30 protein-coding genes are annotated in these 25,999 nt (G+C 64.7%); 12 read left to right on the forward strand and 18 right to left on the reverse strand.

What is annotated here, in order from left to right; genetic code table 11:
- On the reverse strand, positions 1–222 hold the full coding sequence (locus tag GS429_RS20025) for a hypothetical protein (RefSeq protein WP_160067506.1): 222 nt from the start codon (positions 220–222) through the stop codon (positions 1–3).
- Between the two features lie 499 nt (positions 223–721).
- Between GS429_RS20025 and GS429_RS20030 the strand changes: the two genes are divergently transcribed.
- The 5 genes from GS429_RS20030 (at position 722) to GS429_RS20050 (ending at position 4,023) form a co-directional block, all read left to right on the forward strand.
- Positions 722–1,144, forward strand: coding sequence for a DUF5820 family protein (locus GS429_RS20030; protein WP_160067508.1), 423 nt, complete (start codon positions 722–724; stop codon positions 1,142–1,144).
- Positions 1,145–1,256: 112 nt separating this feature from the next.
- Complete coding sequence (locus tag GS429_RS20035; protein ID WP_160067510.1) at positions 1,257–1,703, forward strand: UPF0179 family protein; 447 nt, start codon at positions 1,257–1,259, stop codon at positions 1,701–1,703.
- Positions 1,704–1,787: 84 nt separating this feature from the next.
- Positions 1,788–2,474 carry a PHP domain-containing protein gene (locus GS429_RS20040; protein ID WP_328821510.1) on the forward strand — a complete coding sequence of 229 codons (687 nt, stop codon included), beginning with the start codon at positions 1,788–1,790 and terminating at the stop codon, positions 2,472–2,474.
- Entirely contained in the window at positions 2,471–3,610 is a 1,140-nt protein-coding gene (locus GS429_RS20045) for an asparagine synthase C-terminal domain-containing protein (protein ID WP_160067512.1), read from the forward strand. The genes GS429_RS20040 and GS429_RS20045 overlap by 4 nt, the downstream gene beginning before the upstream one ends.
- A gap of 155 nt (positions 3,611–3,765) precedes the next feature.
- Positions 3,766–4,023, forward strand: coding sequence for an amphi-Trp domain-containing protein (locus tag GS429_RS20050; protein ID WP_160067514.1), 258 nt, complete (start codon positions 3,766–3,768; stop codon positions 4,021–4,023).
- 97 nt (positions 4,024–4,120) lie between these two features.
- Here the strand turns inward: GS429_RS20050 and GS429_RS20055 are convergent, their stop codons facing one another.
- The 5 genes from GS429_RS20055 to GS429_RS20075 all read right to left on the reverse strand — a co-directional run bounded on the left by GS429_RS20055 (position 4,121) and on the right by GS429_RS20075 (position 9,410).
- Positions 4,121–5,215 (reverse strand): Mrp/NBP35 family ATP-binding protein, encoded by a 1,095-nt coding sequence (locus GS429_RS20055; RefSeq protein ID WP_160067516.1) that lies wholly within the window; start codon positions 5,213–5,215, stop codon positions 4,121–4,123.
- A gap of 138 nt (positions 5,216–5,353) precedes the next feature.
- Positions 5,354–5,638 carry a hypothetical protein gene (locus GS429_RS20060; RefSeq protein ID WP_160067518.1) on the reverse strand — a complete coding sequence of 95 codons (285 nt, stop codon included), beginning with the start codon at positions 5,636–5,638 and terminating at the stop codon, positions 5,354–5,356.
- A 183-nt stretch (positions 5,639–5,821) separates the two neighbouring features.
- A complete protein-coding gene (locus tag GS429_RS20065; RefSeq protein WP_160067520.1) occupies positions 5,822–6,172 on the reverse strand; it encodes a hypothetical protein in 351 nt (116 codons plus the stop codon).
- On the reverse strand, positions 6,169–7,551 hold the full coding sequence (gene nrfD, locus GS429_RS20070) for an NrfD/PsrC family molybdoenzyme membrane anchor subunit (RefSeq protein ID WP_160067522.1): 1,383 nt from the start codon (positions 7,549–7,551) through the stop codon (positions 6,169–6,171). The genes GS429_RS20065 and nrfD overlap by 4 nt, the downstream gene beginning before the upstream one ends.
- A 2-nt stretch (positions 7,552–7,553) precedes the next feature.
- Complete coding sequence (locus GS429_RS20075; RefSeq protein ID WP_160067524.1) at positions 7,554–9,410, reverse strand: 4Fe-4S ferredoxin N-terminal domain-containing protein; 1,857 nt, start codon at positions 9,408–9,410, stop codon at positions 7,554–7,556.
- A gap of 252 nt (positions 9,411–9,662) precedes the next feature.
- On the opposite strand from GS429_RS20075, the gene GS429_RS20080 reads away from it, so the two are divergent.
- The gene (locus GS429_RS20080; RefSeq protein WP_160067526.1) at positions 9,663–9,995 is read left to right on the forward strand and encodes a hypothetical protein; all 333 of its coding nucleotides are present in this window, start codon (positions 9,663–9,665) and stop codon (positions 9,993–9,995) included.
- On the opposite strand, the gene GS429_RS20085 is transcribed toward GS429_RS20080, so the two are convergent.
- A complete protein-coding gene (locus GS429_RS20085) occupies positions 9,977–10,651 on the reverse strand; it encodes a helix-turn-helix domain-containing protein (RefSeq protein WP_160067528.1) in 675 nt (224 codons plus the stop codon). The genes GS429_RS20080 and GS429_RS20085 overlap by 19 nt on opposite strands.
- Before the next feature lie 126 nt (positions 10,652–10,777).
- Here GS429_RS20085 and GS429_RS20090 point away from each other — a divergent pair, with 126 nt between their 5' ends.
- From GS429_RS20090 to GS429_RS20100, 3 genes are all read left to right on the forward strand, one after another.
- Positions 10,778–11,008 (forward strand): DUF2249 domain-containing protein, encoded by a 231-nt coding sequence (locus GS429_RS20090; protein ID WP_160067530.1) that lies wholly within the window; start codon positions 10,778–10,780, stop codon positions 11,006–11,008.
- Positions 11,009–11,077: 69 nt separating this feature from the next.
- Positions 11,078–11,311, forward strand: coding sequence for a DUF2249 domain-containing protein (locus tag GS429_RS20095; protein WP_160067532.1), 234 nt, complete (start codon positions 11,078–11,080; stop codon positions 11,309–11,311).
- Between the two features lie 157 nt (positions 11,312–11,468).
- The gene (locus GS429_RS20100) at positions 11,469–11,732 is read left to right on the forward strand and encodes a DUF2249 domain-containing protein (RefSeq protein WP_160067534.1); all 264 of its coding nucleotides are present in this window, start codon (positions 11,469–11,471) and stop codon (positions 11,730–11,732) included.
- A 2-nt stretch (positions 11,733–11,734) separates the two neighbouring features.
- Here the strand turns inward: GS429_RS20100 and GS429_RS20105 are convergent, their stop codons facing one another.
- Positions 11,735–12,637 (reverse strand): alpha/beta fold hydrolase, encoded by a 903-nt coding sequence (locus GS429_RS20105; RefSeq protein WP_160067536.1) that lies wholly within the window; start codon positions 12,635–12,637, stop codon positions 11,735–11,737.
- Positions 12,638–12,868: 231 nt separating this feature from the next.
- On the opposite strand from GS429_RS20105, the gene nirK reads away from it, so the two are divergent.
- Positions 12,869–13,957, forward strand: a complete 1,089-nt coding sequence (gene nirK, locus GS429_RS20110) for a copper-containing nitrite reductase (protein ID WP_160067538.1) — start codon at positions 12,869–12,871, stop codon at positions 13,955–13,957.
- Between the two features lie 80 nt (positions 13,958–14,037).
- Here nirK and GS429_RS22440 read toward each other — a convergent pair whose 3' ends face one another.
- Entirely contained in the window at positions 14,038–14,163 is a 126-nt protein-coding gene (locus GS429_RS22440) for a hypothetical protein (protein WP_268892319.1), read from the reverse strand.
- Positions 14,164–14,319: 156 nt separating this feature from the next.
- Positions 14,320–15,297 carry a transcription initiation factor IIB gene (locus GS429_RS20115; protein ID WP_160067540.1) on the reverse strand — a complete coding sequence of 326 codons (978 nt, stop codon included), beginning with the start codon at positions 15,295–15,297 and terminating at the stop codon, positions 14,320–14,322.
- A 225-nt stretch (positions 15,298–15,522) separates the two neighbouring features.
- On the opposite strand from GS429_RS20115, the gene gatC reads away from it, so the two are divergent.
- Both gatC and gatA read left to right on the forward strand, forming a co-directional pair.
- The gene (gene gatC, locus GS429_RS20120; RefSeq protein WP_160067542.1) at positions 15,523–15,801 is read left to right on the forward strand and encodes an Asp-tRNA(Asn)/Glu-tRNA(Gln) amidotransferase subunit GatC; all 279 of its coding nucleotides are present in this window, start codon (positions 15,523–15,525) and stop codon (positions 15,799–15,801) included.
- A gap of 2 nt (positions 15,802–15,803) precedes the next feature.
- The gene (gene gatA / locus GS429_RS20125) at positions 15,804–17,084 is read left to right on the forward strand and encodes an Asp-tRNA(Asn)/Glu-tRNA(Gln) amidotransferase subunit GatA (protein ID WP_160067544.1); all 1,281 of its coding nucleotides are present in this window, start codon (positions 15,804–15,806) and stop codon (positions 17,082–17,084) included.
- Between the two features lie 129 nt (positions 17,085–17,213).
- Here the strand turns inward: gatA and GS429_RS20130 are convergent, their stop codons facing one another.
- From GS429_RS20130 to GS429_RS20165, 8 genes are all read right to left on the reverse strand, one after another.
- Entirely contained in the window at positions 17,214–17,564 is a 351-nt protein-coding gene (locus GS429_RS20130) for a helix-turn-helix transcriptional regulator (RefSeq protein WP_328821511.1), read from the reverse strand.
- A gap of 173 nt (positions 17,565–17,737) precedes the next feature.
- The gene (locus GS429_RS20135; protein ID WP_328821512.1) at positions 17,738–18,511 is read right to left on the reverse strand and encodes an NRDE family protein; all 774 of its coding nucleotides are present in this window, start codon (positions 18,509–18,511) and stop codon (positions 17,738–17,740) included.
- 200 nt (positions 18,512–18,711) lie between these two features.
- Positions 18,712–20,340: a class I adenylate-forming enzyme family protein gene (locus GS429_RS20140; protein ID WP_160067548.1), complete on the reverse strand. Its 1,629-nt coding sequence runs from the start codon at positions 20,338–20,340 to the stop codon at positions 18,712–18,714.
- Positions 20,340–21,476, reverse strand: a complete 1,137-nt coding sequence (locus tag GS429_RS20145; protein ID WP_160067550.1) for a mandelate racemase/muconate lactonizing enzyme family protein — start codon at positions 21,474–21,476, stop codon at positions 20,340–20,342. The genes GS429_RS20140 and GS429_RS20145 overlap by 1 nt, the downstream gene beginning before the upstream one ends.
- Entirely contained in the window at positions 21,473–22,417 is a 945-nt protein-coding gene (locus tag GS429_RS20150; protein WP_160067552.1) for a 1,4-dihydroxy-2-naphthoate polyprenyltransferase, read from the reverse strand. Before GS429_RS20150 ends, GS429_RS20145 begins: the two co-directional genes overlap by 4 nt.
- 161 nt (positions 22,418–22,578) lie before the next feature.
- Positions 22,579–23,358, reverse strand: a complete 780-nt coding sequence (locus GS429_RS20155; RefSeq protein ID WP_160067554.1) for a cohesin domain-containing protein — start codon at positions 23,356–23,358, stop codon at positions 22,579–22,581.
- A gap of 2 nt (positions 23,359–23,360) precedes the next feature.
- Complete coding sequence (locus GS429_RS20160; RefSeq protein ID WP_160067556.1) at positions 23,361–24,677, reverse strand: DUF7350 domain-containing protein; 1,317 nt, start codon at positions 24,675–24,677, stop codon at positions 23,361–23,363.
- Positions 24,678–24,711: 34 nt separating this feature from the next.
- Positions 24,712–25,998, reverse strand: coding sequence for a DUF7405 family protein (locus tag GS429_RS20165; RefSeq protein ID WP_328821513.1), 1,287 nt, complete (start codon positions 25,996–25,998; stop codon positions 24,712–24,714).
- Position 25,999 lies beyond the last annotated feature (1 nt).

Genomic DNA, 25,999 nt, shown 5'->3' on the forward strand with positions numbered 1-25,999 from the left:
TCATTGCCAGTTTCGGTTTCCCCCGTCTACATCGCCCCGCAGGTGGGACGTCTTCGGAGCGGACGTCGTTCGACCAACGATGGCCTCTCGCGGCCGAACCGTCGGAATCCGTCGAGCCGCATCACCTGACAGACAGCCGGCGCTGTCGCCCTCGGCAGGCTCCTCGGGCAGGTAGCTCACAACGCGTACCGAACGGCGGCGGGCGGCTGTCTGTCGTGCCATGTGTGATCGATTACCACTCGACGTTGCGCGAGACCTCCGTATCGGGCTCGGACAACGGTGCGCCGGGGACGGGCGCTGAGTGGATCGGTCCGGCGAACGGATACCGATAGTATTTAATGAGTGAGTAATCCAAGTACTTAGCTTTGGCCCCAAAAGGTATTTGTCAGGACCTAATTACAGGAAAATACTACCAGTATTGTAGACTGATAATCGGTATCACACCTCACATTGGACCGTCTATGGCATAAATCGGCGGCCTGCAAACACCGGGTGACCTCGCGCGCGTTCGGGACGCAGTTCGGACGGCGACACCACGAGCGTCCAGCCTCGAGCGTCGGACGGCGACGGCCCAAAGGCAATAGCTACTGACCGACCGACGACGACGAGGATTTATACGGATTGCTGTAACCATTCACCGCCGATCACCAGGGACGGGTTCGGTGATCGGCGGTCATTGACTACAGTAAACCGTATTAGGGTCGGCTCGCCAAAGGTGTCCATGACGAATTCGGACGTCGACGGCGGACCCGAGTCGGAGTACTCGTCACTCCCGGACGATTGGACCGTCTGGAGCGACGGCGAGGACGGCCGGCTCGTCCTCGCCTACCGACCGGACGTCTTCAACGCCGACGATTTTCCGGCCGCCTGTCTTCCGACCCTGTATCTGACACACGGCAAGCGAACGCGCCGGCCCGGGACCAATCCGACCAATTCCGACGACAGCTGGTACGTCACCCTCTATCTCGAGCCCGACGTTTCGGCGGACACCGAACGGTTTTCGACGCGGACCGACGCGCTCGAGTTCGCGCTCGAACTCGCTCGGGCGTTCGACGACGGCGAGGTCGACTACCGCGGGCTCTATCAGGTTCCCCGCGAGACGTACTTCGACCGACTGGACGAACTGACCGGATCGGACGACTGATCCCGGATTACCGGGTCCCCGGCGTGGCGACGCTGGGCTGGTGATTGCTGTCACTGCCGGGGACGGCCAGCCGTACGTGAGCCTTAACCGCCGTCGGAAATTACGTAGATCCATGTCGACCGTTACGCTCGTCGGATCCCGGCTCGCCGAACCGGGAACCGAGTTCGTCTACCACGGCGAGGCCGACGCTTGCGCCGGCTGTCCCTACCGGAGCCAGTGTCTCAACCTCTCGACCGACACCAAGTACCGCATCACGTCCGTTCGCGAGAACGCCCAGACGCTCGACTGTGCTATGCACGACGGCGGCGTTCGCGCCGTCGAGGTCGAACCCGTCACCGTTCGCGCGAACATCCCCTCGAAGGGCGCGTTCGCCGGCAGCAAGGCGAGTCTCTCCGGCCCCTGTCCGTACGTCGAGTGTCCGAGCCACGAGTACTGCGAACCCGACGCCGTCGAGTTCGACGAGGAGTACCGCATTCGGGACATCCTCGGCGACCCGCCCCACGAGGTGTGTCACCTGAACCGCTCGCTCGAGATGGTCGAACTCGATACCGAGGGGTGACTCGCACCGACCCGGCGAGATTCAGGGCGTGTGACGCGGACCGGGGCGCTTTTGATCGGTCCACACGAACCATGAGACATACACGTGCTGTCGGTTGAACTCCACGCTCACTCGTCGCTGTCCTACGACGGCCGTGACTCGGTCGAACTGATCCTCGAACAGGCCGAAGCCGTCGGGCTGGACGCGATCGCGGTGACCGACCACGACGAAATCGACGCGAGTCTCGCGGCCGCCGAACGCGCCCCTGAGTACGGGCTGGTCGGCATCCCAGCCATGGAAATCTCGAGCAAGGCCGGCCACATCCTCGGGTTCGGGCTCGAGGAAGCGGTGCCGCCCGGTCTCTCCTACGAGTCGACGCTCGAGGCGATCCACGAACAGGGTGGACTGGCGGTGATTCCGCACCCGTTTCAGGAGTCGCGACACGGCGTCATGGCCCGCATTTCCCGCGAGGAACTCGCCGAGGGCGACGCGATCGAGGTCTACAACTCGCGGCTGCTCACCGGGCGGGCGAACCGGCAAGCCGAACGGTTCGCCAAGTCTCGCGGCCTGCCGATGACCGCCGGTAGCGATGCCCACATCAGCGAGATGGTCGGTCAGGCGGTCACCCGCGTCGACGCCGAACAACGTAGCGCCGACGCGATTCTCGAGGCCATCCGCGAGGGCCGAACCTCAGTCGAAGGCAAACGGACGCCGTGGAGGATCAGTTTCCGACAGGCCGCCGGCGGCGTCTCGCGGCGCGTCAGAAACGGCCTCATGGGGTTGTTCCAATGACGCTGCGCGGTGTCGACCCAGAGACCGTCCGCGAAGCCGTCGAACGCGCCGATCCGCTGCCAGGAACGGCCGGCTTCGGGGGCGAACTCGACGGCACGCTCGTTCGTGACGTCCTCGGCCGGGTGCCGCTTTACGTCGACACCGATCGCGATTCGATGGCCGATACCGCTTCGACGTGGACGTGGGCCTTCGAGCCCGCCGCTCTCGAGCAGCCGTCCCTGCTTCCGGCCGGGACCGCGCTCGATCTCGCCGATCCCGACGCCGATCCTGAACGCCGCTGGTCGCTTCCCGAACCGGAGCCCGAAACGGACCACGACGCCGCTCTCGAGAGTCTCTCGAGTGCGATACGGACGGCGACGGACGCGGCTCGAGCCGACGACCGCGACATCGCCGTCGCCTTCTCGGGCGGCGTCGACTCCGCACTGGTCGCCGAACTCCTGGACGCGCCGCTGTACGTCGTCGGCTTCCCCGACAGCCACGACGTCGAGGCCGCTCGGACGGCGGCCGAAGCGATGGGGCGTGACCTGACGGTCGTCGACCTCGAGCCGGCCGATCTCGAGCGCGCCGTGCCCGACGTCGCCCGGGCGACCGGCCGCACGAACGCGATGGACGTCCAGATCGCTCTCCCGCTGTATCTGGTCGGCGAACGCGTCGCGGCCGACGGCTTCGACGCGCTGGCGGTCGGACAGGGTGCCGACGAACTGTTCGGCGGCTACGAGAAGGTCGTCCGCCTCGACCACCGCGTCGACGCCGAGACGACCCGCGGTGCCGTCCGCGGACAGATCGAAACGTTACCGGAGCAGCTTCCGCGGGATATCCACGCGATCGAAGCGACGGGGCTCGAACCGGTCGCGCCGCTGTTACACGACGCCGTCGTCGACGCGGCGCTTCGTCTGCCGGACGCGTTGCTGGCCGACGAGACGGAACGAAAGCGAGCGCTTCGGCTCGTCGCAGCCGATCACCTCCCGGAGGAGATCGCCTACCGAAACAAAAAGGCCGTCCAGTACGGGAGCCTCGTCGCTCGCGAACTCGACCGTCTCGCCAGACAGGCCGACTACAAACGGCGGATCGACGACCACGTCACGAAGTACGTTCGCTCGTTGCTCGCAGACGAACCGAAGCCACCGGTAGACTGACGATCGGCGGTGCTCGACGGCGGGTCGCCTGCCACATCGCTGTTCGTGAAAACGTTCCCGAGAACTGATACACCGACCGCTGCAGTCCCGTGATCGCCGCCCTGCCTGCCGATTCGTAGCCAACCTATTTATGTTCACTCGGTGGCCGTTTCCCCATGGGAGAAACCACCAAAAACGAGGACACGGTCTCGCGAGAAGAGGCAGCGGACCTGGTACAGGAACTCGCACAGGAACTACGAAGCGGCGGGACCGCCGAGATCCGCGTCGGGAACAAGATGCTGACGCTCTCGCCGTCGCCGGAACTCGATTACGGCATCGAAGTACAAGAACGGTCCCCCATGCTCGGCGGACCTCGAGAGGAAATAACGGTGACGCTCGAGTGGGAAGTCGAAGAGGGCCCGGAAACCGGATAACCGCTTGTCGTCTTGTCGACGGTCGTACTGACCTGAACTCGAGCCCCAGTCACGCCGAGCCAGCGCCGATAGCGCCCCGCCAGTGGCGGTACCCGTGTCAGTCCTCGGTTTCCGTCGGCAACGCGTTGTCAGGCTCGCCGCCGCCGACGTTTTCGGCGACCGTCCGACGATTGATCTCGCCGATACGATCCGAGACTTCGGCGACGAGGTCCTCGACGGTACCCTGAACCGGACTCGAGTTGTCCTTGACCAGCGCCCCCTCGCTGCCATCGGCACCGAAGTCCGGGTGGAGCGGGATTTCACCGAGGAGCGGCACGTCGTACTTGTCGACGATCGTCTGTGCGCCTTCGGTGCCGAACAGGCCGTGTTCGTCGTCACAGGTCGGACAGACGAACGAACTCATGTTTTCGACGACGCCCAGCACCGGCGTGTCGTGTTTGTTGAACATCTGAATCCCCTTTCGGGTGTCGTCGAGGGCCATCTCCTGTGGCGTCGTGACGACGACCGAGCCGGTCACGGGCATCGACTGCAGCAGGTTCAGCGTCGCGTCGCCCGTTCCCGGCGGGAGGTCGACGATGAGGTAATCGAGGCGACCCCACTCGACGCCCTCCAAGAACTTCAGCATGAACTTGTTGACCATCGGCCCCCGAAGAATCGCGGGGTCGTCCTCGTCTTCCATCATGAGACCCATGCTGATGACTCGAACGCCGTCCGAACGGGGCGGGACGATATCCTCGCTCGGGGTGACGCCGGGTTCGCTCTCGACCGGCAGGATGCGGGGGATGTTCGGCCCGTGAATGTCCGCGTCGAGCAGTCCGACCATGGCCCCGCGCTTCTCGAGTCCGGCCGCGATGTTCGCGGCGATCGTCGTCTTGCCGACCCCACCCTTCCCGGAGGAGACGGCGATGACGTTACGAACCCGCGGCAGCACTTCCTCGTCGAACCCGTGTTCGGATCCGACGTGTGCTCGCAGGTCGGTCTCGAGGCCAGCCTCGCTACAGACGTCGCGGATTCGATTCCCGAGTTCCATCTCCGAGGGCGCATACGGCGCGTTCAACGCGAGCGAGATCCGGGCCGTTTCGTCCTCGATGGTGACGTCGTTGACGAGTCCGAGCGAGACGATATCCTCGCCGATGTCCGGGTCCTCGATCCCCTCGAGTTCGATCTTGAGTTCGTGTTCTGTAATACTCATAGTGGGTGATGGACGTTAGTGGGCCTAAGGTGTCGGAACGGGATACGTGTGATGGTTCGGCGTTCGAACCCGGCGACTGCGGCGACTCGAGGCGAAGCGGCGGTCGAACTGCGGGGCCGCGTAATCGACGCGGTTCAGTCAGGTTCCCGGAAGTCCACCGTAGAAGATGGCTCCGATCAGCAGCGTCATGATAAGCATCGAGACCCACATGGTCGTCGCGATCCCGACGAGATAGCTGACGCCGAGCAGTCCCGTCTTCGTGTCCCGTGGAGTGCCGGTAAACCACGCGATGATCATGGTATAGATCGGAAACAGGATGACGCCGAAGATGAGGTAGGTCCCGTCGTTCGGGAATCCGGTCCAGCCGTCCGTCCCCTCGTACCCGTGATAGAGGACCATGGCCAGCGTCTCGGTAAGGGTCATACGAAACGTTTGCGATCCGGGTGGGTCGTGGTTTTCCCTGACTGTGCAGGTTTACCAAGTCAAAAGTTACCACCCCACATGCATATAGACAGTCCCCTCAACGACCGGTGACGCCGCTTTCGAATTTTAAAAATAGCGCAACGAAAATCGGTGCGCCGGCGGATCGCCGGATATCCGAGTGACTTACAGGAAGTACGTGTTCAACACCGTGAAGATCGGCGAGTCGTTGGACGGGCCGGCCGAACCGAGCGGTTCCGGCAGTCCGCCGAAGAAGATGAGACCGATAATCACGGTCAGGATGAACATCCCGATCCACATCTGCGCCGTGATACCGACGAGATAGGAGACGCCGAGCATGCTCGTCTTCGTGTCGCCGGGCTTCCCGGTGAACCACGAAATGACCATGATATAGATCGGCACCAGCACGACCCCGAAGATGAGGTAGGTCCCGATGTTAGGGAATCCGGTCACGCCTTCGGTACCGCTGTAGCCGTGATACATGACCGCTTCGGCGGCCGAGAGTGTAAGGCTCATGCGTTCACCTCCTGTTTGGTTGCAGCTTCATCGGGGTCTTCGTGACCCTCGTGTTCGTGGCCGTGTCCGTGGTCGCCTCGCATGTGTTCGACTGCGTGGAGTTCGACCACCGGAACGACCTTGGAGACGATGAGGAAGATCAAGACGACCATCCCGATCGTGCCGACCAGCGAGAGCAACTCGATCGCGCTCGGGAAGTACTCACCGGGCGTCGCCGCATAGATCTCGAACTCGGGGTGCAGGAAGCCTTCGACGACGAAGATCAGCTTCTCGATCAGCGTCGCGAACAGCACTGCCAGCGCGGCGACGATCGCTCGCGTCTTGGTAAACAGCGACGGGCGGATCGTCTGCGCGAAGATGTACGCGAGCGTCCCGAAGACGAGCGCCATCGCGGTGATGTAGATCGGATGCGTGATGGTCGCTTCCTGTGCGACCTCCGTACTCACCGGCGCGGCGAACAGGCCGACGACGTTCTGCTGGAGCTGGAGCCAGAGGAAGAGCAGACAGAAGAATCCGAGCCACAGCAGGAGTCCGCGGAAGACGTCGTCGGTCATGATGTGATCCCAGTCGTAGGCACGCCGGAAGGCGTAGGCGACGATGATCACGCCACTGATCGCAGACGTCAGTGCGATGGTCAGGAACTGTGGCCCCTGCACGGCGCTGAACCAGGCCGGCATGCCGGGGAGCACCGCGAACAGCCACGGAATCACACCGCCGTGAAGCAGAAGCGGTGCCATGATGATGATCGCGAGTGCGAGCCACCAGACCATCCGCTCGACGATCTGGTCTTCTTCCTCGGTGTAACCGAGGGTCAAGACCTTATAGATCGGCTCGAGGTAGTTCGGGAGGTCGTCACGCAGACGCGTGATGTCGTAACGGAGCGTCAGGGCGAGGTAGGTCGCCGTCAGCACGAAGTAGGCCGTGATGACGGTTACGTCCCACACCAGCGGCGAGTTGTTGACCGTGATGTGGTAGTGGCCCAGCACGCTCGTGACCATTCGGTCCGGACGGCCCATGTGGACCAGAATGTAGAAACCGGCGGCGGAGAGGCCGGCGATCGTCAGCAGTTCCGCCAGTCGAGCGACCGGCATATAGCGGTCCATTCCGAGCAGGCGGACGGCTGCCGAGAGGATGATCCCTCCGTGAGCGATCCCGACCCACCAGATGAACGCGCCGATGTACAGTCCCCAGGTCACGCCGCCACCGCTCCCCCAGTCGGAGAGGCCGGTGACCGACATGCCCACGTACAGCTGGTACATCCAGGCGACGAGGAATGCGCCGAACGCCAGTCCGGCGGCACCGAACAGCGCGAGGTACTTCTTGGAGAGGTTGTTGACCGGACGGAGGATGTCGGCTTCGGTTGGTGTTTTGGTACTCATCGTTACCAGCCTCCGAGGTCCATCCCGGTGTCACCGACGGTACTCTCGTCGAGGACCTCCTTGCGGTTGTCCGTCAGGCCGACCTGCTCGTACGCGACGGGGCCGTCGACCTGCTCTGCACTCGGTCCGGGCTCGTTGCCGATGTACGTGACGTTCGGGTTCGTGCCCATATCCTCGAGGAGCTTGAACGTCGACGATTCGTCGCCGGCGTAACTCTCGATGACCTGCTGTGCGGTATCTTCGTCGGTGATACCCGCCTCGGACACCCACGGTTCCTCTTCTTCTTCCCGAAGGATCAGCAGCGACTCTTCGACTTCCGCCGGCGTGATCTCGCGGGATTCGTAACGGTCGACGACGTCCTGAATACTCTCCTCGGAGGACGTAATGACGGCGTCGAGTGCGTCGGTTGCACGCTCGAAGTCGTCGGAGTCGACATCGTCTTCGGACGCGTCGCCGAGGATGGCATCGACGAGCGTCTCGAGGTCGTCTTCCGAGAGTTCGTCGTCGTCATCGTCTCCGACCTCGAACTCGTTCTCGAGGACGGCAATGACGACCTCTCGGAGCGCTTCGGCGGCGGCCTCTTCGGCCTCCTCGGTGCTGTCGTACTCTTCGGCGTCGATCAGGTACTCGAGATCGGCCGTCTCGATCTCGTCGTTGAGATACATGACGCCCTCGATCTCGCTTCGGTCCCAGTCGCCGTCGAGGTACTGCATGTCGAGCAGTTCGATCTCGCCGTCGAGGAACGCGTACGCCTCCTCGACGTCCTCTCGGTTGGGACTCTCGTCGGCGATCATGTGCTCGGCACGGGACTGAACGACGTTCGAAAGGTACTGCCGCGGTCTGCTGTCGGGATCGTTCATGTCGCCGAAGTTGATCGCATCCGGCGGACAGGCCTCCTCACAGGCCGTTGTTCCGACCATCTCATCGCCCATATGTCCGTCCTGCCGGGTCGGACACATGGTACACTTGCTCATCGTCCCTCGCGGGGCGCGACTGTCGACCCAGCGATCCTCGTCGCTGGTCATGTGATCGCCGTCCATGTCGCTGTGCATCTCTTCGATTTCGTCCGTCGAGACGTCCGGTTCGTCCCACTGGAAGTAGTTGACGCCGTACGGACAGGCGACCTGACAGTAGCGACAGCCGATACAGACGTCGTAATCGGTCAGCACGAGGCCGTCCTTGTCACGAGTGTGACGGGCCGTCGTCGGACAGACTTTCTCACAGGGCGCGTCGGTGCAGTGCTGACACGGTCGAATGAGACGGTTTCGGCTCCGACCGCCGTCTTCGCCGGGCTCCTCGTAGTCGAGGATGTACATCCAGTTGACGCCCTGATCGAGCTGGTTCTCCTCGGAACAGGCAGTGACACAGGAGAGACAGCCGTCACAGCGCTCGAGGTCGAGAACCATCCCGAGCTGTGTGCCGTCGTCGCCGTCGCCGTCCTCGTCGCCCTCTTGGGCAGCCCCGAGGTTCATCTCGGGACCGTCGTCGGTGACGCCCCACGCGCCGAATCCGACGGCCGCCGCACCGAGACCCATCTTCTTCATCGTGTCACGGCGGGTCTCTTCGCCCTCGCCGTCGAACGCCTCGAGCATTCGAGTCGCGGTACCCTTCTGTTCTTCCTGGGCCTGTTCGTAGGCTTCCTTGGTCGGGCGGTCGTCGACGTCGAACTCCTCCATCACGTCGTCGTGGTACTTCTCGTGGAACTCGGCCTCGGAGAGCTCGCCCTTGGTGACCCGCATTGCGTCCTGGGCCATCTGCATCCCGAGATCGCTGTCGTACTCGGTCTCGTCGAGCATCCCCTCGAGTTCGGTCTCCCACTCTTGACCGAGTGGGTGGAATGATTCATCGTCCGTGCTCATTCTGAGCGAACACCTCCGGACGAGAATCCTGTCGATGCAAAGTAATTACACGCCGACACGCAGTTAAATACGGTCATATGTGGATCCTCTACCCCGGACTCATAACTAGATGACGTTGAAGTATAGACCCGATTTCCATGGCGTGAGAATCGACGCGAATATGTTCGTGAATATATAAGGAATTATAGTAGCCAATACCTGTATTAGCTGGTGTTGATTCGTCTGCACTAACCCAAGCTTCAAATAGGTTGAATGGGGGAAGATGGTGAACTCGAGTGGAGTTTCTCGTCCGGTTCGTCGATCCGTATCGCGAGCCATCAGCGGCCAGCCGATTCGTCTCACCACTCAGGGCTAGGCAGTGCAAAAAGAACGGAACAGCAACGTCCCGCTCGACAGATCGGTTGCCACGTTCTCGAAGGCCGTCTCGACCTCGCGCCAGAAAACGACGAGTACGAACTCCGGGCGGGCGGTGTCAACGGATTCGACGGCGCGGAGATGATTTTCCCCGAGGCACAGGCAGATGCGACGGCGTTCCCGTTCCGGCATCGCGACCGCGGTCCGACGGATCAGCTACTCGCGAGTTGATCTTCGAGCGAGTCCGTCTCGTCGAGGCCGGGGAGATCCTCGACAAACCGCTTGATAATCGCCTCCTCAGCCCGGTGGAGCGTCTCGCTACAGGTCGATTTCGCGATATCGAGGTGCCCCGCGAGCTCCGTCAGCGAACAGCGTCGCGGGGTGTCGTAGTAGCCCTCCTCGACAGCTGCGGCGACTACCTCGAGCTGTCGTTCCGAAAGCAACTGGCTCTCGTGGAGGCGCTCGCGAACGTGTTCGATCCGGTACTGGAGGCCGAACTGCTCGAGCTGTTCGGCGAGCTGGGCGAGCCGATCTCGGGAGCCGGTCACTTCGATCGTCGCCTCGCCGTCGTTGATTTCGACGGGGAGCTCGATCGGCATCCCCGATTCACGAGAGGAGAACAGCAGTAGCGGCGCCGTCGTCTCGAAATGAACGGTTACCTCGTTGTCGCTCCACTGCGCGAGAGACAGTTCGGTGATCTGGGCGTGGTCGCGCATGTCCTCGACGACGTCGGCCACGTTCGGACCGGCGATTCGGACGAGCGCGAATCCGCTGTCCGATCCGGGGACGGCCGCCAGTACCCGAAACGTGGCCTCGGGATACGCCGTCGAGAGCTGTTGAATCCAGACCTGTTCCGGCATCGTGATGGTGAGTGTCGCCTGAGCCATAGCACGGTCGACAGTATACACCCCACAGTCGAATATCTTCGCGGCGGTTCCCAGCCGGTGGGAAGAGCCCCGTCCGTCGAACACGTTCGCCCGAAATGCCACCCGTCTGCGTCCGAACTATCGAACATGGCAACCGACCCCAACTCGGCGGCATCGATCCTCGACGTTCGCGACATCGACGGCCCACCGTTCGACGACATCATGGCCGCACTCGAGAATCTCGAGTCCGACGAGCGACTCCGACTGATCGCCCCGTTCGAGCCAAAACCGCTCTACGAGGTCCTCGAGGCACGCGGGTTCACGTACGAAAGCGAACAGCGTGAGGACGTCTGGAACGTCCATATCGAGCACGCGTAGCGAATTCCGGACCGGAACGAACACGTTCGGACGAACACCCTTGCAACCACACACCCCAGATCCACCTGCATGACACGACTCGACGTCAGGGACATCCCACCGGTTGACCGCCATCCGACCATCCACGACGCCTTCGACGACCTCGCGCCCGGCGAGACGCTGACGATCGTCAACGACCACGAGCCCAAGCCGTTGTTCTACGAGTTTCAGGCCGAAGTCGACCAGTTCGACGCCGACGACTACGAGGTCGAACGGGTCGCCGCCGACGAGTTCGTCGCCCGGTTTCCGAAGGGGGACGCATAGCGAGACTCGGTAGCACCGGTTTGGGACCGTTCGGACCATACCGGACGACCAACCATCTGCACTCCTGCACCATCCGACCACCTGCGTTACCCTTCTTTCTCCGCAGCCGAACACGTACGGGACGAAACCGAGGTAGCGACGGCCCGAACCGGTACGTATGCAGTCAGCCGACACCGTACTCGACCGCACCGACGCACCGACCGACCGGCCGCGAGAGATCCTCGACGTGCGCTCGCTCGGCCCGCCCGAACCGCTCGCACGGACCCTCGAGACGCTCGCCGAGGGCCCCGACGAGACGGTGCTCGTCCAGCGCAACGATCGCGCCCCGCAGTTCCTCTATCCGAAACTCGAGGATCGCGGCTACGTCTACGAGACCGTCGAACTGGATGCGGAGGTCGTGACCGTCATCTGGCGGGAGTAGCGTTAGAAGTGGTCGCACAGGAGTTCCGCTAGCCGCGCGGGCCGTTCGTGCTGGACCCAGTGGCTCGTCTCCGGGAGGAGTTCGAGCCGGCTGTTTTTACAGTACTGGTCGGCGTCGATCGCCAGTTCCGTCGCGAGCGCCGTGTCCGCCTCGCCCCAGACGATCAGCGTCGGCACGTCGATCCGCTCTCGAGGCAGCGACGGCGGATAGCGTGCGGCCGCCCGATACCAGTTGAGCATGCCCGTGAGCGCCCCGTCTTTCCGCCAGGCCCGTCGATAGCGCGTGAGTTCGAGGTCGGTGAACGTCCCCGATGGGGCGGTCTCCCGGAGCGCCCGCTCGAGCAAGCGAAAGTCGCCAACCCGGCACGCGAATTCGGGGAGCCGCGGCAGCTGAAAACAGAACGCGTACCAGCTGCGGCGCAACTGATCGGGATTCGAGAGCAGGTGGTGACGATAGACGACCGGGTGGGGTGCGTTGACGATCGCGAGTCGGTCGATCACCCCGGGGTGGCGCAGTGCGAGATCCCAGGCGACCGCACCGCCCCAGTCGTGGCCGACGACGTGTGCCTCGTCCTGACCCGCGGTCGCGATCAGTTCGGCGATATCTCGCGAGCACTCGCGAGTCCGATACGAACGGACGCCGTCCGGCTTTTCGCTCAGGTTGTACCCGCGCTGGTCCGGGACGAGTACCCGATACCCGGCGTCGACCAGCGGTTCGATCTGGTGTCGCCAGCCGTACCAGAACTCGGGAAACCCGTGGAGCAAGACGACCAGCGGGTCGGCTTCGTCGCCGGCGGCGACGACGTGTAACCGGGTTCCGTTGACGCGTTGGACGGTGGATTCCAGATCGATCGTCGACAGGGACGCCGCGTCCATCTCGAGGCGCTCGGCCGAGATTCCGTTCATGCGTCGTACGCCAACGGAGGGGCAGATACCAATTGGGGATCCGTCCGCAGCGACGGTTTGTCGCCGATCTTGAGACGGCGAAAATCGCGACCGAGCGGCTCTCGAGTAGGTCACAACGCCGTTCCACTACGACGTTACCTAGCCGAACATATCCGCCTCTTTACTACGGGGTGAGAATTGTCGATAGGGATGACCGTCCGTACACACTACGTAGAAACGAGGAGAAGCTCAATGACTACAACGACCGCAACCCGACGAACCGTCATGCAAACGATCGGCGCGACCGGCGCAATAGCACTCGCCGGCTGTCTCGACACCGACGGCTCGGAGCCCGGAACGGACGCCAACGCGTCCACCGATGACACGGGGCTCCCGCCGGCAGCAGCGGTCGACGTCGACCGCATCGCTGCCGACCCGACCGACGTTCCGCCCCCGGTAGACTGGGACGAGCCGCGAACCCACGAACTCACGCTCGAGACCGTCGAGCTCACGGCGGAAGTCGAACCCGGCGTCACGGTCGACTTCATGACCTACGACGGCCAGATCCCCGGCCCGATGATCCGGGTTCGCGAGGGAGATACGGTCGATCTCACCTTCGAGGTGCCCGACGAGCACAACAAAACCACGCACAACGTGGACTTCCACGCCGTGTACGGACCCGGCGGCGGCGCCGTCGCGACGACGATCTCGCCCGGGGACGACCCGGCCAGACTCCGGTTCAAAGCGATGTTCCCCGGCGTCCATATCTACCACTGTGCCATCCCGGCGATGGACCAGCACATAAGCCTCGGAATGTTCGGCGCGATCCTCGTCGAACCCGAGGACGGAATCCCCCAAGTCGACCGGGAGTTCTACTTCGGACAGCACGAGCTGTACACCGACGGCGACACCGGCGAGGAGGGCCACCACCACTTCGACTTCGACGCGGCCGCCGACGAAGACCCGACCTACGTCCTCCTGAACGGCGGCGTCGGAGCGATCACCGAGGACGGTCACGGTCCGGTCACCGCAGCGGTCGGCGAAACGGTGCGGGTATACTTCGCCAACGGCGGGCCGAACGCCACCAGCGCGCTCCACCCCATCGGCAACGTCTGGAGCCGCTACTACCGCGACGGCGATCTCCTGACGGCCCCCGCCAGGAACGTCGAAACGTCGCCTGTCGCACCCGGGACCGTCACCGCGGGCGAGATGGAACTCCACGTTCCCGGCCCGATCAAGATCGTCGACCACGCGCTCTCGCGAGTGGTCCAGAAGGGCGCGATCGCCGTCATCGACGTCGAGGGCGAACCGAACCCCGAGATCTACGACGACGATCTGTGAGTGGACAGCCTTCCGACCACCGCCGTTCCGTTCTCCGCCGTGTCCGTTATCCGCTACAGCTCCCGGCTCGCTCCGTCGAATCACGTCCAGACGCGAAGACAGTCGCTCGAGCAGAAGTGCAGATCGACCTGCTCGTCCGGACGCTCGGAAACGTGGGTCGTCAGGGTGTAGGCGACTTCCGCCGCCGCACAGTTATCGCAGTTCATACGCCGACGTTCGGCGTACCCGATATTCACTATGCGGTGACTATCATCTCTTCGAGGCCGTTAGCGTCGGAATAACTCGAGTCAAGTCGCCGTTGACGACGAGCAGAAATCGACAGCAAAGAGGGAGAGTCGAACGGAACGAAGAACCGAGAGCGATCAGGCCGGCGCGTTCTCTTCGGCCTCGAGCAGTTCGTGGTACCGGTTCCGAATGGTGACTTCGGAGATGTTCGCGACGTCGCTGACGTCGTTCTGGGTAACCTTCTCGTTGGTCAGGAGCGCAGCGGCGTACACTGCCGCGGCGGCGAGACCGACCGGCGACTTGCCGCTGTGGACCCCCTGTTCCGTCGCCGCATCGAGCAGGCTGCGAGCGCGGCGTTCGGTTTCATCCGAGAGGTCGAGGTCGCTGGCGAACCGCGGGACGTAGCTCTTGGGGTCGGCCGGCTGCACCTCGAGGCCGAGTTCCCGAATGACGTAGCGGTAGGTGCGGGCGACTTCGTCTTTCTCGATGCGGCTGACGGCCGAAATCTCGTCGAGGCTTCGCGGTGTCCCGGCCTGTCGAGCCGACGCGTACAGTGAGGCGGTCGCGACGCCCTCGATCGACCGCCCCGGAAGGAGATCCTCCTCGAGGGCGCGGCGGTAGATCACGCTGGCGGTCTCCCGAACGTTCTTGGGTAACCCGAGCGCGCTGGCCATCCGGTCGATTTCGCCGAGGGCCTGTTTGAGGTTGCGCTCTTTCGAGTCGCGGGTGCGAAAGCGCTCGTTCCACGTGCGAAGCCGCTGCATCTTCTGGCGCTGGCGACTCGAGAGTGACTTCCCGTAGGCGTCTTTGTTCTGCCAACCGATGTTAGTCGAAAGCCCCTGGTCGTGCATCATGTTCGTCGTCGGGGCGCCGACGCGAGACTTTTCGTCCTTCTCGGCGGAATCGAACGCTCGCCACTCGGGGCCGCGGTCGATCTCGTCTTCGTCGACGACCAGTCCGCAGTCGTCGCAGACGGTTTCGGCGTGTTCGTCGTCGGAGACGAGTCGGCCGCCACATTCCGGGCACTGCTGCCGTTCGTCGGTTCGCTCGCGCGATTCGTCCGACTCCTGCTGGCGTCGCTCACCGCTCCGCGTTCGAATCGTAGTATCTGTCATTGTGTTCTCACGACGATCGCTGGAAAACGCGCTCTCGTAGCAGTTATATAGCAACTCCGTCACTTAAATTCTTCGATAGTCTCGCGAGATGAACGGCGCGCTGTGCTGCGATACCGTCGGCTACACACCGACCGTGGGGGGCTATCTCGTGGACCGAACCCGTTTGCGTGCCGTCTGTCTCCGCGTATCGAAACCCTTACTCCCCACTGGCAAGTCCGCTCAATCATGAGCGACGACGCCGTTAGTCCCGAGGAGGTCCGCCACGTCGCGGAACTGGCTCGCGTCGATCTCGACGACGACGAGGTCGACCAGTTCACGCGGCAGTTTGCGGACATCCTCGAGTACTTCGAGACGCTGGACGAGGTGCCGGAGGTCGACCGGGACGCCGACCTGACGAACGTGATGCGACCGGACGAGGAGCGTGACTCGCTTGACCGCGAGGCGGCACTCGAGAACGCTTCCGAAACCGAGGACGGGCGCTTCAAAGGCCCGAACGTATCCTGATCATGGCCGAGGATATCTTCATCACCGAGGAGACGATCGAGGGCGACGGCAACGGCGACGGGCCGCTCGCGGACGCGACCGTCGCTGTCAAAGACAACATCTCGACCGAGGGCGTCCGAACGACCTGCGGCTCGCGGATGCTCGAGGACTACGTGCCGCCCTACGACGCGACGGTCGTCTCCCGGCTAAAAGACGCCGGCGCGACCATCGTCGGCAAGGCGAACATGGACGAGTTCGGGATGGGGTCGACGAACGAAACGTCGTACTTCGGTTCGGTCGACAACCCCGCCGCACCCGGTCACGTCCCCGGGGGCTCCTCCGGCGGTTCCGCCGCCGCCGTCGCCGCCGGCGAAGCCGACGTCGCGCTCGGCTCCGATACCGGCGGCTCGATCCGCTGTCCCGCCGCCTTCTGTGGCGTCGTCGGGATCAAGCCGACGTACGGACTGGTTTCGCGATACGGGCTGGTCGCCTACGGGAACAGCCTCGAGCAGATCGGCCCCTTCGGCGAAACCGTCGAAGACGCCGCCGCGCTGCTGGACGTGATCGCGGGCCCGGACGACCGCGACGCGACCACCCGCGAGGCGCCCCTCGAGGACGGCGAAAGCTACGCCGACGCCGCCACGGGCGACGTCGACGGCCTACAGATCGGCGTTCCCACCGAACTGCTCGAGGGCGCCGACGAGGGCGTCGTCGAAACGTTCTGGGACGCCATTGCCGACCTCGAGGCCCAGGGCGCGGAGTACCACGAGGTGTCCCTGCCCTCGGTCGAACACGCCGTGGAAGCCTACTACGTGATCGCGATGTCCGAAGCCTCCTCGAACCTCGCGCGGTTCGACGGCGTCCGCTACGGTCACTCGGCCGACACCGAGGGGAACTGGAACGAGACCTTCGCCCAGACGCGAAAGGAAGGGTTCGGCGACGAGGTCAAGCGCCGCATCCTGCTCGGTACCTACGCCCTCTCGGCGGGTTACCACGACAAGTACTACAAGAAGGCTCAGGACGCCCGCGCGTGGGTTAAACAGGACTTCGACGAGGCGCTCTCGGAGGCCGATGTGCTCGCGTCGCCGACGATGCCGGTGCCGCCGTTCGAACTCGGAGAGAGTCTCGAGGACCCGCTGCAGATGTACCTCGCCGACGCGAACACCGTCCCGGTGAACCTCGCCGACCTGCCCGCGATTTCGGTTCCGGCCGGCGAGACCGACGGGCTTCCCGTTGGCCTCCAGCTCGTCGGTCCGGCGTTCGGCGAACGACGGCTCGTTCGCGCCGCGAGCGCTCTCGACTGAGCCACGGAACTCGCAATTCGTTTTCGCGTTGCTCCCCGCCGCTGGTGAAGCCACTGCGTAGCGTCGAGAAACGGTGTCGAAAAACAGCGTCGCCGTGTCCGTCTGATCAACCGTCGGTGGCCGTGCCGATCAGTCCTCGTAGGCGAGATTCATGATCCACTGCGAGAACGCGTCGTTGTTGGGATCGACTTCCTCCTCGCCGATAAACGGCGAGAGCATGTCGCCGGCCATCAGCAGCGTGAAATCGAGATCGCGGGCGGTCGGCGTGATGTGGTAGGTGTTGTGTCCGTCGTACACCGTTTCCTCTCGGTCGACCAGTTCCTTTTCGACGAGCGATTCGACGATCCGGCTGCCCTTGCGCGAGGAAACGTCCAGTTCCTTCCAGAAGTCACTCTGGTGGATGCCGCCGCTCTCGCGAACGAGTTCGAGTCCGGCCCGCTCGTCCTCGGAGAGTTCGGCTTCGGTCGCGGAAATACTCACGGTGACCACCTCTCCGTACTCGTCGCTACAGGCAGGAGTGCGTCCATACACGTATGAGATGGATCGAGGCGCATGAATCTACCGCTCTCCGTCGGTCGCCGGGGATCTCCGCTCGGCCGCAGAGCGACTTCTGTCCGCGAGGGACTGTGCAGACCTCGAGCCGGACTACGCGATCACACCAGACCCTCGAGGTCGCGATCGATCTCGGGGTCGACCGACTCGTAGGGCGTTTCACAGGGCGGTCCCGGCGCGAACGCGTACCCCGCTGCCCGCTCGTCGCCGAGTGCAATCAGCGACGACGATCGCGTGCCGAACCCGTTCCCGTGAATGCAGACGCCGTACTCGTGGTCGCCGAGAACGTTCCCGGCGCGCTCGAGCCACGCCGAGACCGATTCGTCGCCACCGTTCTCGACCGCCAGCGTCTCGCGGACCGCTCGAGCGTTGTCGGCCTGCTGGTGCCCGACATCGGAACGGGTCGGCGGAACGTCGACGATATCGTCGACGGCGACGTTGACCACGACGTGGACGCCGGGATCGAACTCGATGCGGGAGCGCTCGCCGTCCCAGACGTAGCAGACGGCAGTGTCGGCGTCCGCGATCACGAGGTAGAAGCCGTCGTACTCGTCCCGTTCGGTCGCGTCCTCGAGAACTGACGCCGCCTCCGCGGCCGACTCGGCCGAGAGGACGTCCGCGACGAGCAAGCCCCGAGAGCGCTCGCCCGCGAGGTCGCCTTTCGCCCACTTGTTCGTGATCCCGGCGAAGACGCCGTGTTCGTTGTATCCGATCCAGGTCCCGCCCGCCTCGGCGTCCCGCGGGGCGACGATCAGCGGCTCCTCGCGGTAGCGACTCGGCGGGAGCGACTCGCGCTCGAGAGACTCGTCCCGGTTCGCGGCGACCGCGACCGGCGCGTCGTCGAACACCTGCCAGGCGAGGGCCAGTGTACACACGGCTTGTGGAAGGAACGCCAGCGCCTTAACTACGGGTCCACCGACAGCGTGGAGTTGCATAAGTAGAGCCGAGTCGAGTTGAGTGACGGCGCGACCGGCGGAGAACGCCCACACTACTCATACGGATTGCTGTAACTAGTTACCGCCGATCACCAGGGACGGGGTCGGTGATCGGCGGTCATTGACTACAGTAAACCGTATCAGGACAGCTCTTCCGCGTCGGTTCCGCTCTCGAGCAGTTCCGTTCGGACCGCGTCCCGATCTACCGTCCCGGATGCGGTCCGGGGCATCGACGCCGCGACGCCGAGCGTCTTCGGCCGCTTGAACCCGGCGAGTCGTTCGCCACAGTGGACGAGCAGCGATTCGAGATCGATCTCCTCACTACGGTCGACGGGAACGACCAGCGCCGCGACCCGTTCGCCCCACTCCGGATCCTCGAGTCCCACGACCGCGGCGTCGTCGACCACCGGATACGAGCGCACCGCCTCGAGCACTTCGCCGGGATCGACGTTCTCGCCGCCCGTGACGATCCGGTCGCTTCGGCGGTTGAGGACCCACAGCCGGCCGTCGGCATCTTTGTAACCGATATCGCCGGTGTGCAGTCCGCGGTCGCCGAACGCGGCCGCCGTCTCCTCGTCGGACAGATAGCCGGGCGTCACCGTCGGCCCGGAGACCACGAGTTCGCCGGGTTCGCCGGCCGGCACCGGCGCTCCGGAGTCGTCGACCACCGAAACGTCGGTGACGACCAGCGGCTGACCCACGGTTCCCTCGTGAGTCCTGACGTCCGCCGGCATCGCCGTCGCGATCTGGGAGGCCGTCTCGGTCATCCCGTAGGTCGGTGAGATCGGCACGCCGGCCGCCAAACAGCGCTCGAGCAACTCGCTCGAGGCCGGCGCGCCGCCGAGCAGGACGAACCGCAGCGCGTCCGCTGGCTCCCAGCCGGCGTCGAGCAGCCGTTTGCACATCGTCGGCACCAGCGAGACGCCCGTGCAGTCGTACCGCTCGAGGACCCGCTGGGTCTCTTGGCGGTCGAACTCGCGCTGGATGACGACCGTCGTCCCGTACAGCATCGAACGGAGGGCGGGAGCCAGCCCGCCCATGTGATACATCGGGAGACAGCACAGCCAGCGATCGCTCGGGTCGACGCCTAACCGGAACGCGGAGGCGGTCGCACTCGCGACGAGGTTCCCGACCGTCAATCGGACGGCCTTGGGCTCGCCGGACGTGCCGGAGGTGAACATGAGCAACAGCGTGTCCTCGCGCTCGAGGGGGACGGGATCGATCGACTGCGGGTCGCTCGAACTCGAATCCGACGGGCTGCCGGTGCCGTCTTCGTCGGCCGTACGTAGTCGTCGCGTCTCTCCTCTCGCCGGATCGTCGACGCTCAGGACCGGTACCGACATCGGCATTGATACCGACTCCGGATCCGGCGCCGAGTCGTCCGCCGACTCGACTCGCGCCGCGGTCTCGAGCGCCGCCGACTCGGTCTCGCGTTCGCAGACGATCGCGTCGAGATCGGTCCGGCCGGCTTTCCCGGCCAGTTCGCCGACCGTCTCGCGAACGTTCAGCGGAACGACGGTCACTCCGGTCCGCATGGCCGCGAAAAAGACGGTAACGAACGCGGGCCTGGTGTCCATGAGTACGCCGAGTCGACGCTCGAGCGTCTCGGTCGCCTCGAGCGCGGCGGCGACTCGGTCGACCCGTCGGTCGAGTTCCCGGACGGTCCACGACGAACCCGTCTCGTGATCGATCAGCGCCGTCCGCTGTGGCGTCGCCGCCGCCCGGTGTGAGAGAAGATCTCGAGCGGGCCAGTCGACCGGCGCGCCCATCACTCGGTCCACACCCCCTCGACGCCGAGGCCCTTGGCCTGCGGGACGACGGCCGACCCCTTCTCCAGCAGGACGGGATCCCGTCCGAGGTCGCTCGCGAGCAACTCCGCGGTCGCCACCCCGCAGGCCGGCACGTCGGGAATCGAGGCGGCGAGATGAACCGCCGCCGTCCGCGCCACGACCCCGTCGATCGTGGTCGTCACGATCGGCGTGATCTCGAGTTCCTGTACCCACGCTGCGGCTTTGCGGGCGACGTCGACGCCGCCGAGCGCCATCGGTTTGAGCACGACCGCGTCGGCTGCCTGGGCTTCACAGATCGCGTCGACGCCGTGTTCGAGGAACCCTTCATCCAGGGCGATCTGGACCCCCTCGCCCCCTTCGTGTTCGCGGAGATCAGCGTGGCCCGCCAGCGACCCCGCCGGAAGCGGCTGCTCGAGGATCGACACGTCGAGTTCGCCGAAGGCCTCGAGCGCTGTCACCGCCTCGTTGTAGGTCCAGGCCTCGTTCGCGTCGACTCGCAACTCGACCTCGGGACCGACGGCCGATCGAGTCCGCCGGACCCGTTCGATATCGGCCTCGACGGACCGGCGGCCGACTTTCAGTTTGCAACAGTCGAACCCGCGTTCGACAGCGTCGCTGACGTCGTGGACCGTTTCGCTCGGCGACCCGTCGCCGATCGTCGCGTTAACCGGGACCCGCCCGACCATCGGCCCCTGTCCGACGTAGCGGTACAGCGGCGTCGCCTCGCGGGTCGCCTGCAGATCTGCAAGCGCGAGCGCGATCGCGTGTCTGGCCGCAACCTGTCGGTCGGCGGCCTCGAGCGCCGCTGCCGGCGACGTTCGGATCTCGTCGCTGGCACGCTCGAGGGCGGCCTCGCAGTCCTCGAGGGATTCCGTCCAGCCGGCCAGCGGCGTCGCCTCGCCGTAGCCGACCGCCGCTTCGTCCCCGTCGGCAGCCGTATCGGTGATCCGGACGAGGAACCCGTCTCGTGAGTCGATCGTTCCGCCGGCCGTCTCGAGCGAGGTCGCGAGTTCGAGCGAGAACGGGCGGTACTCGAGTTCGAGCGTGGACTCGCGCTCGCCATCGTCATCGCCATCTCCCTCACCACCACCGCCTCGATCAGGGTTCTCGTTCATAGGATCACCCCGACGGCGAACAGGGCCGCGTAGATCGCGAGCAGTTTTCCGGTGCCCTCGAGTGCGGGATTGAGGGCCTCGCCGTCGGATCGGGTACAGACCGTTTGTGCGATCGCGAGCGCATAGGGGAGCGAGACGAGCGGCAGCAGGACGCTGCGGCCGACGCCTTCGACGAGCCAGAACCACAGCGGCGTGACGTAGGCGAGTGCGAGCAGGGACACGTACTCGACGCGGCTCCAGCGATAGCCGAGTCGAACCGCGAGGGTTCGCTTGCCGGCTTCGGCGTCGGTCGCTAGATCACGGATGTTGTTCACCACGATGATGGCCGTCGAAATGGCGGCCACCGGAAGGCTCGCGATGAACGCTTCTCGCGTGACCGTCCCCTCAGGAATCGTCGTGATCAGCGGCTCAGTCGGCATCGCCGCCGCGGCCTGGACGTAGTAGGTCCCCATCACGGCGACGATTCCGAAGAAGACGAACACGAAGAGATCGCCCAGACCGTGATACCCCAGCGGGTAGGGGCCGCCGGTGTAGGCCCAGCCGCAGAAGACGCTCACCAGCCCGATGACGAGGATCGGCACGCCGCCGACATAGACCAGATACGTCCCGGTGAGGATCGCCAGCGCGAACGTCAGGATCGTCGCCAGTTTGACCTGCTCCGGCGAGATGAGTCCCGACTGGGTGACCCGGGTGAACCCCTCCCGATCCTCGGTGTCGGCACCCTTGACCGCGTCGTAGTAATCGTTCGCGAAGTTGGTTCCGATCTGAATCAGCGCCGCACCGACGAACGCCATCAGCGCCGGTAGCGGGGCGAACACGCCCTCGTGGATCGCGAGTCCCGTGGCGACGATCACCGGTGCCGCAGCCGCGGGCAAGGTCTGGGGACGTGCAGCCATCAGCCACGCCTTCGTGCGTGAGATATCGACCTCGGCCGTACTCATTGCTCGTGTCTCCACCTCGCGGGAGTGTCAACGTTGGCATTGCGGTCGATCAGCGCCTTCGAGGGCCAGGACCGCCGTCTTCACCCCGTGAAACCGACGTTATCCGCTCGATAGTTCATGGTCGGATTGTCGATGATCGACGATCGGCTGTTGGCTATCGACTACCGGCGGCTGAACAAAAAGAGGAGTGCAACGATCCCGCCCAGCGTCACTAACGGTGTGAATCCCGGCACCGGATCACCCCCATCGCCGCTCGAGTCCGCGTCCGTGTTCTCCGTCGTCTCGTTGGCCTCCGTCACCGCCTCATCGTCGCCGTCTTCGTCGTCCGCGAGCGTGATCCCGTCCGGATCATCGTCGGCACTCTCCTCGTCATCCGGCGCGCCGCCCTCGACGTGGACGGTTGTGTCCCGTTCGAACGACGCCTGCGGGTTGCCGTTGATGAGCCTCGCTTCCGCATCCGTAATCTCGAGCGTCTCCGTCGTCGGCGAAAGGTCCTCGGCGACCGTAAGCGTCAGCGTCGCCGCGGTGTCGGTCGATTTCGCGCCGTCACCCGATGGCGTCCGCTCCTGGTCGACCGTCACCGCGCCGCCGTCCTCATCGATCGCGACCGAGCCATCGACTTCGGTATCATCGTCGCCCGCAGTCAGCATGGGCCCGTGTTCGACGTCGGTCACGGCGAACGCGTCGGCATCGTACTCGATCGTGAACGACAGTTCGTCGATGCCGTTGCCGGCGAGGTCACCGTGGCTACTCGCGACCAGATCGATCGTCACCGTTTCGCCGGCGTCGGCCTCGATCTCGCTCGGCTCGAGGGAGAACACCGTCGCGTTGTCACCGGCGCCGACCGTCGCCGGGACGAGCAGGCCGACGACGAGACCGCACGCGACGATGGTTGCGGCCGCGATCGAGAGCGAGCGACGGGAGCGAGAATCCGTACCCATCATCACCCCTCCGGCACCGTCAGTTCGATCGGCGGCATCTCGAGGAAGGCCGTCTCGTACCCCTGGTGGCGAGCGACCTGCGGCGGCGATTCGATCGTGATCGTGACGGCGTCGCCCGGTTGAACGTCGCCGAGTGACGCCCCGTAGTGGAGATCGTACTCGCCGTCGATGGTCTGGACGAGTTCGGTGTCGGCGACCGTCTCGCCGTCGCGCTCGATCGTCGCGCTCAGAGCCATGTCCGCGAGGGGCACTCGATTGTACGGCGTTCGGGGCGAGACGAGCAGATAGCGGTCGTCCCCCTCCACGAGCCGGGAGCCGGAGTCGAAAAGCGTCGCGAGAAATGCCGCGTCGCCGCTTCGAGGGAGGTCGGTGTCGGGGTCGTCGATTGGCTCGAGGAGCGTTCCGGGATACGCGTCGGCCGCCGGGAGCGCGGAGTAAGGGATGTCGTCGTGGTTGTGGTGGTCGTCGCGCCCGTCGTCGTGGTCGCCATGGTCATGATCGTCGTGTCCGTCGTGGTCGTCGTGGCCATCATGGTCGTGGTCGTCGTCATCGTGTTCCTGCTGATCGCCGTGGTCACCGTGACCACCGTGGTCCATCGGCTCGAGTGCCCCGCGTTGGCCCCAGTACTCCTCGTCGAGATACTCGACCTCGCCGACGACGTGGTCCCAGAACGCCTCGTCGTAGTCGAACTCGAACGTCGCGGTCGCGCGCTCGGTGAACCGACCCTCAAGTTGGCCCGTTGTCCGCGTCGAAAGCGGCGGTAGTTCGACTTCGACTGTGTAGGTGCCGTGGTCATCCAGCGGGACGTTGTCGCCGAAGTGAAAGCCCATGGCCTGTGAGATCATCGTCCAGGCCGATCGGGGCGAGCCGACCTGCTCCCCGTCCCGAAAGACTCGGATCGCGTTCCCGCTGTCGACCGGCAGAACGACGCCGGTGTCATCGTCCCAGAGGGTGAACATCATGTGCACGCCGTCCATCTGCTCGGGATCGTTGCGCTCGATTTCGCCCTCGCCACCGGCACCGCCGGTCAGGATCCAAAACGGATGCGGGTACGACAGCATCGGTGCGATGGTGTAGTCGCCGGCCTCGACCGGCTCGAGCATCCGCATCGACTCTCGGTGTGTCGGGACGTACACCGCGTCCGGCGGATCCTCGACTTCCGGAAACGCCGGCGCCTCCAGATCGTCGTCGGTTTCCTCCGTCGTGTCGTCGTTATCGTCGTCATCGTCGGTTCCCAGACAGCCCGCCAGCGCGAGCAGCCCGGTCACTGCGCCTGTCCGCCTGACGAACGTCCGTCGATCGAAATCGTGGTCCTGCATGTGTCTTATTCCGTGATCGATTGTCTCTCGGTGGTTAGGTCTCCTCGCTCGAGTCGTCGCCCGTCGGGTTCGCCGGTGGCAACGCCCGCAGCGAACGCGGAGGAATCAGGTAGTTGCCGCGTTGCGTGACGAAGATGTAGCTGCGGATGCCGTTGTTCGCGTTCGCGACGCCCAGATCGTCGCCGGTCATCGCCTCGCGAACGCGGACGAACGCTTCGATATCCTCCTGGAGAGAGAGGAAGTGCAGTCCTGGACTCTCGCCGTCGACCGTATTGAAGTCGCGTCGCAGCAGCGGCGGTTCGCCGTCCACTCTGGCTCGAGCGGCCTTCTGGGCGTGGCCGACGACCCCGCGGGTGCGAGCGTCGTCCTGGGTGGACTCGATCCGCTCGTCGGTCAACGCGTTCGTACTCGTCAGGGCCTCGCCGATGTCGCCGACCAGTTCTTCGTCGGCGTGTTCCGGGCTGAACATCTTCGTGACGCGCTGGTAGTGGTTGTCCTGCTCGAACCAGATCCGGAGCTGAAGATCCATCGAGGAGATCTGTTGGGTCGTCCCCCCGCCGAACGGTCCGTCTTCGATCGTCACCCGATCTTCGGTGGCCTGACTCCGATCGAAGCCGGAGCGAAACCCCATGAAGAACGGGGCCTCATCGGGAATCGAGTCGGGGACGCCCGAGAGCTCCGTGTGCTCGGCGGGCAGCCCCTCGCCGACGAAGCCGGTCCGGCGCTGGTCTTCGACACGTTCGAAGACGCCCGTCAGACCGGTCTCGACATCGACGCCGTTGAGTTCATCAGCCTCGCCGAACAGCCCTGCTTCGGCCTCGAGAACGACCTGCGAGCGGTCGCTGGCGAGGTGGAGCACGGCGTCGAACTCGTCGAACGTCGGGTCCTCTCGATCCGTCAACGGTTCGGGCTCCGGCAGGTCGACCGTCTCGGGCAGCGAATCGTCGAACCGATCGAAATACGCCGGCGTGTACCCCAGTGTAAAGACCAGCCCCTCGTTGCTCCACTCGTAGGCGCGCTCGAGGATTTCCAGCGCGTCTTCGACCCGCTCCCGTCCGTCGTCGCTCGGCTCGTCGATCAGCGACAAAGCGACCAGCACGTGGTGTTCCGGCGGCTGGACGTTGCCGTGGTCGTCCCGCGAGAGGGCGTCGTTCCAGGCGTGCTGTCGAGCCGGAAGCGAATCCGGATCGTCCGTGCCGGTCGGAACGTCGACGTCGTCGCTTTCGGAGACGCAAGCGCTCAGTGCGGTCGCGCCGCCGACGGCGACCAGTGCTCGGAGGTAGTCCCGGCGGGAGAGCGAAGACCGATCGGGAAGTGTCACT

The sequence above is a fragment of the Natronorubrum halalkaliphilum genome (assembly GCF_009834785.1).
In the GTDB taxonomy this organism is placed as follows: domain Archaea; phylum Halobacteriota; class Halobacteria; order Halobacteriales; family Natrialbaceae; genus Natronorubrum; species Natronorubrum halalkaliphilum.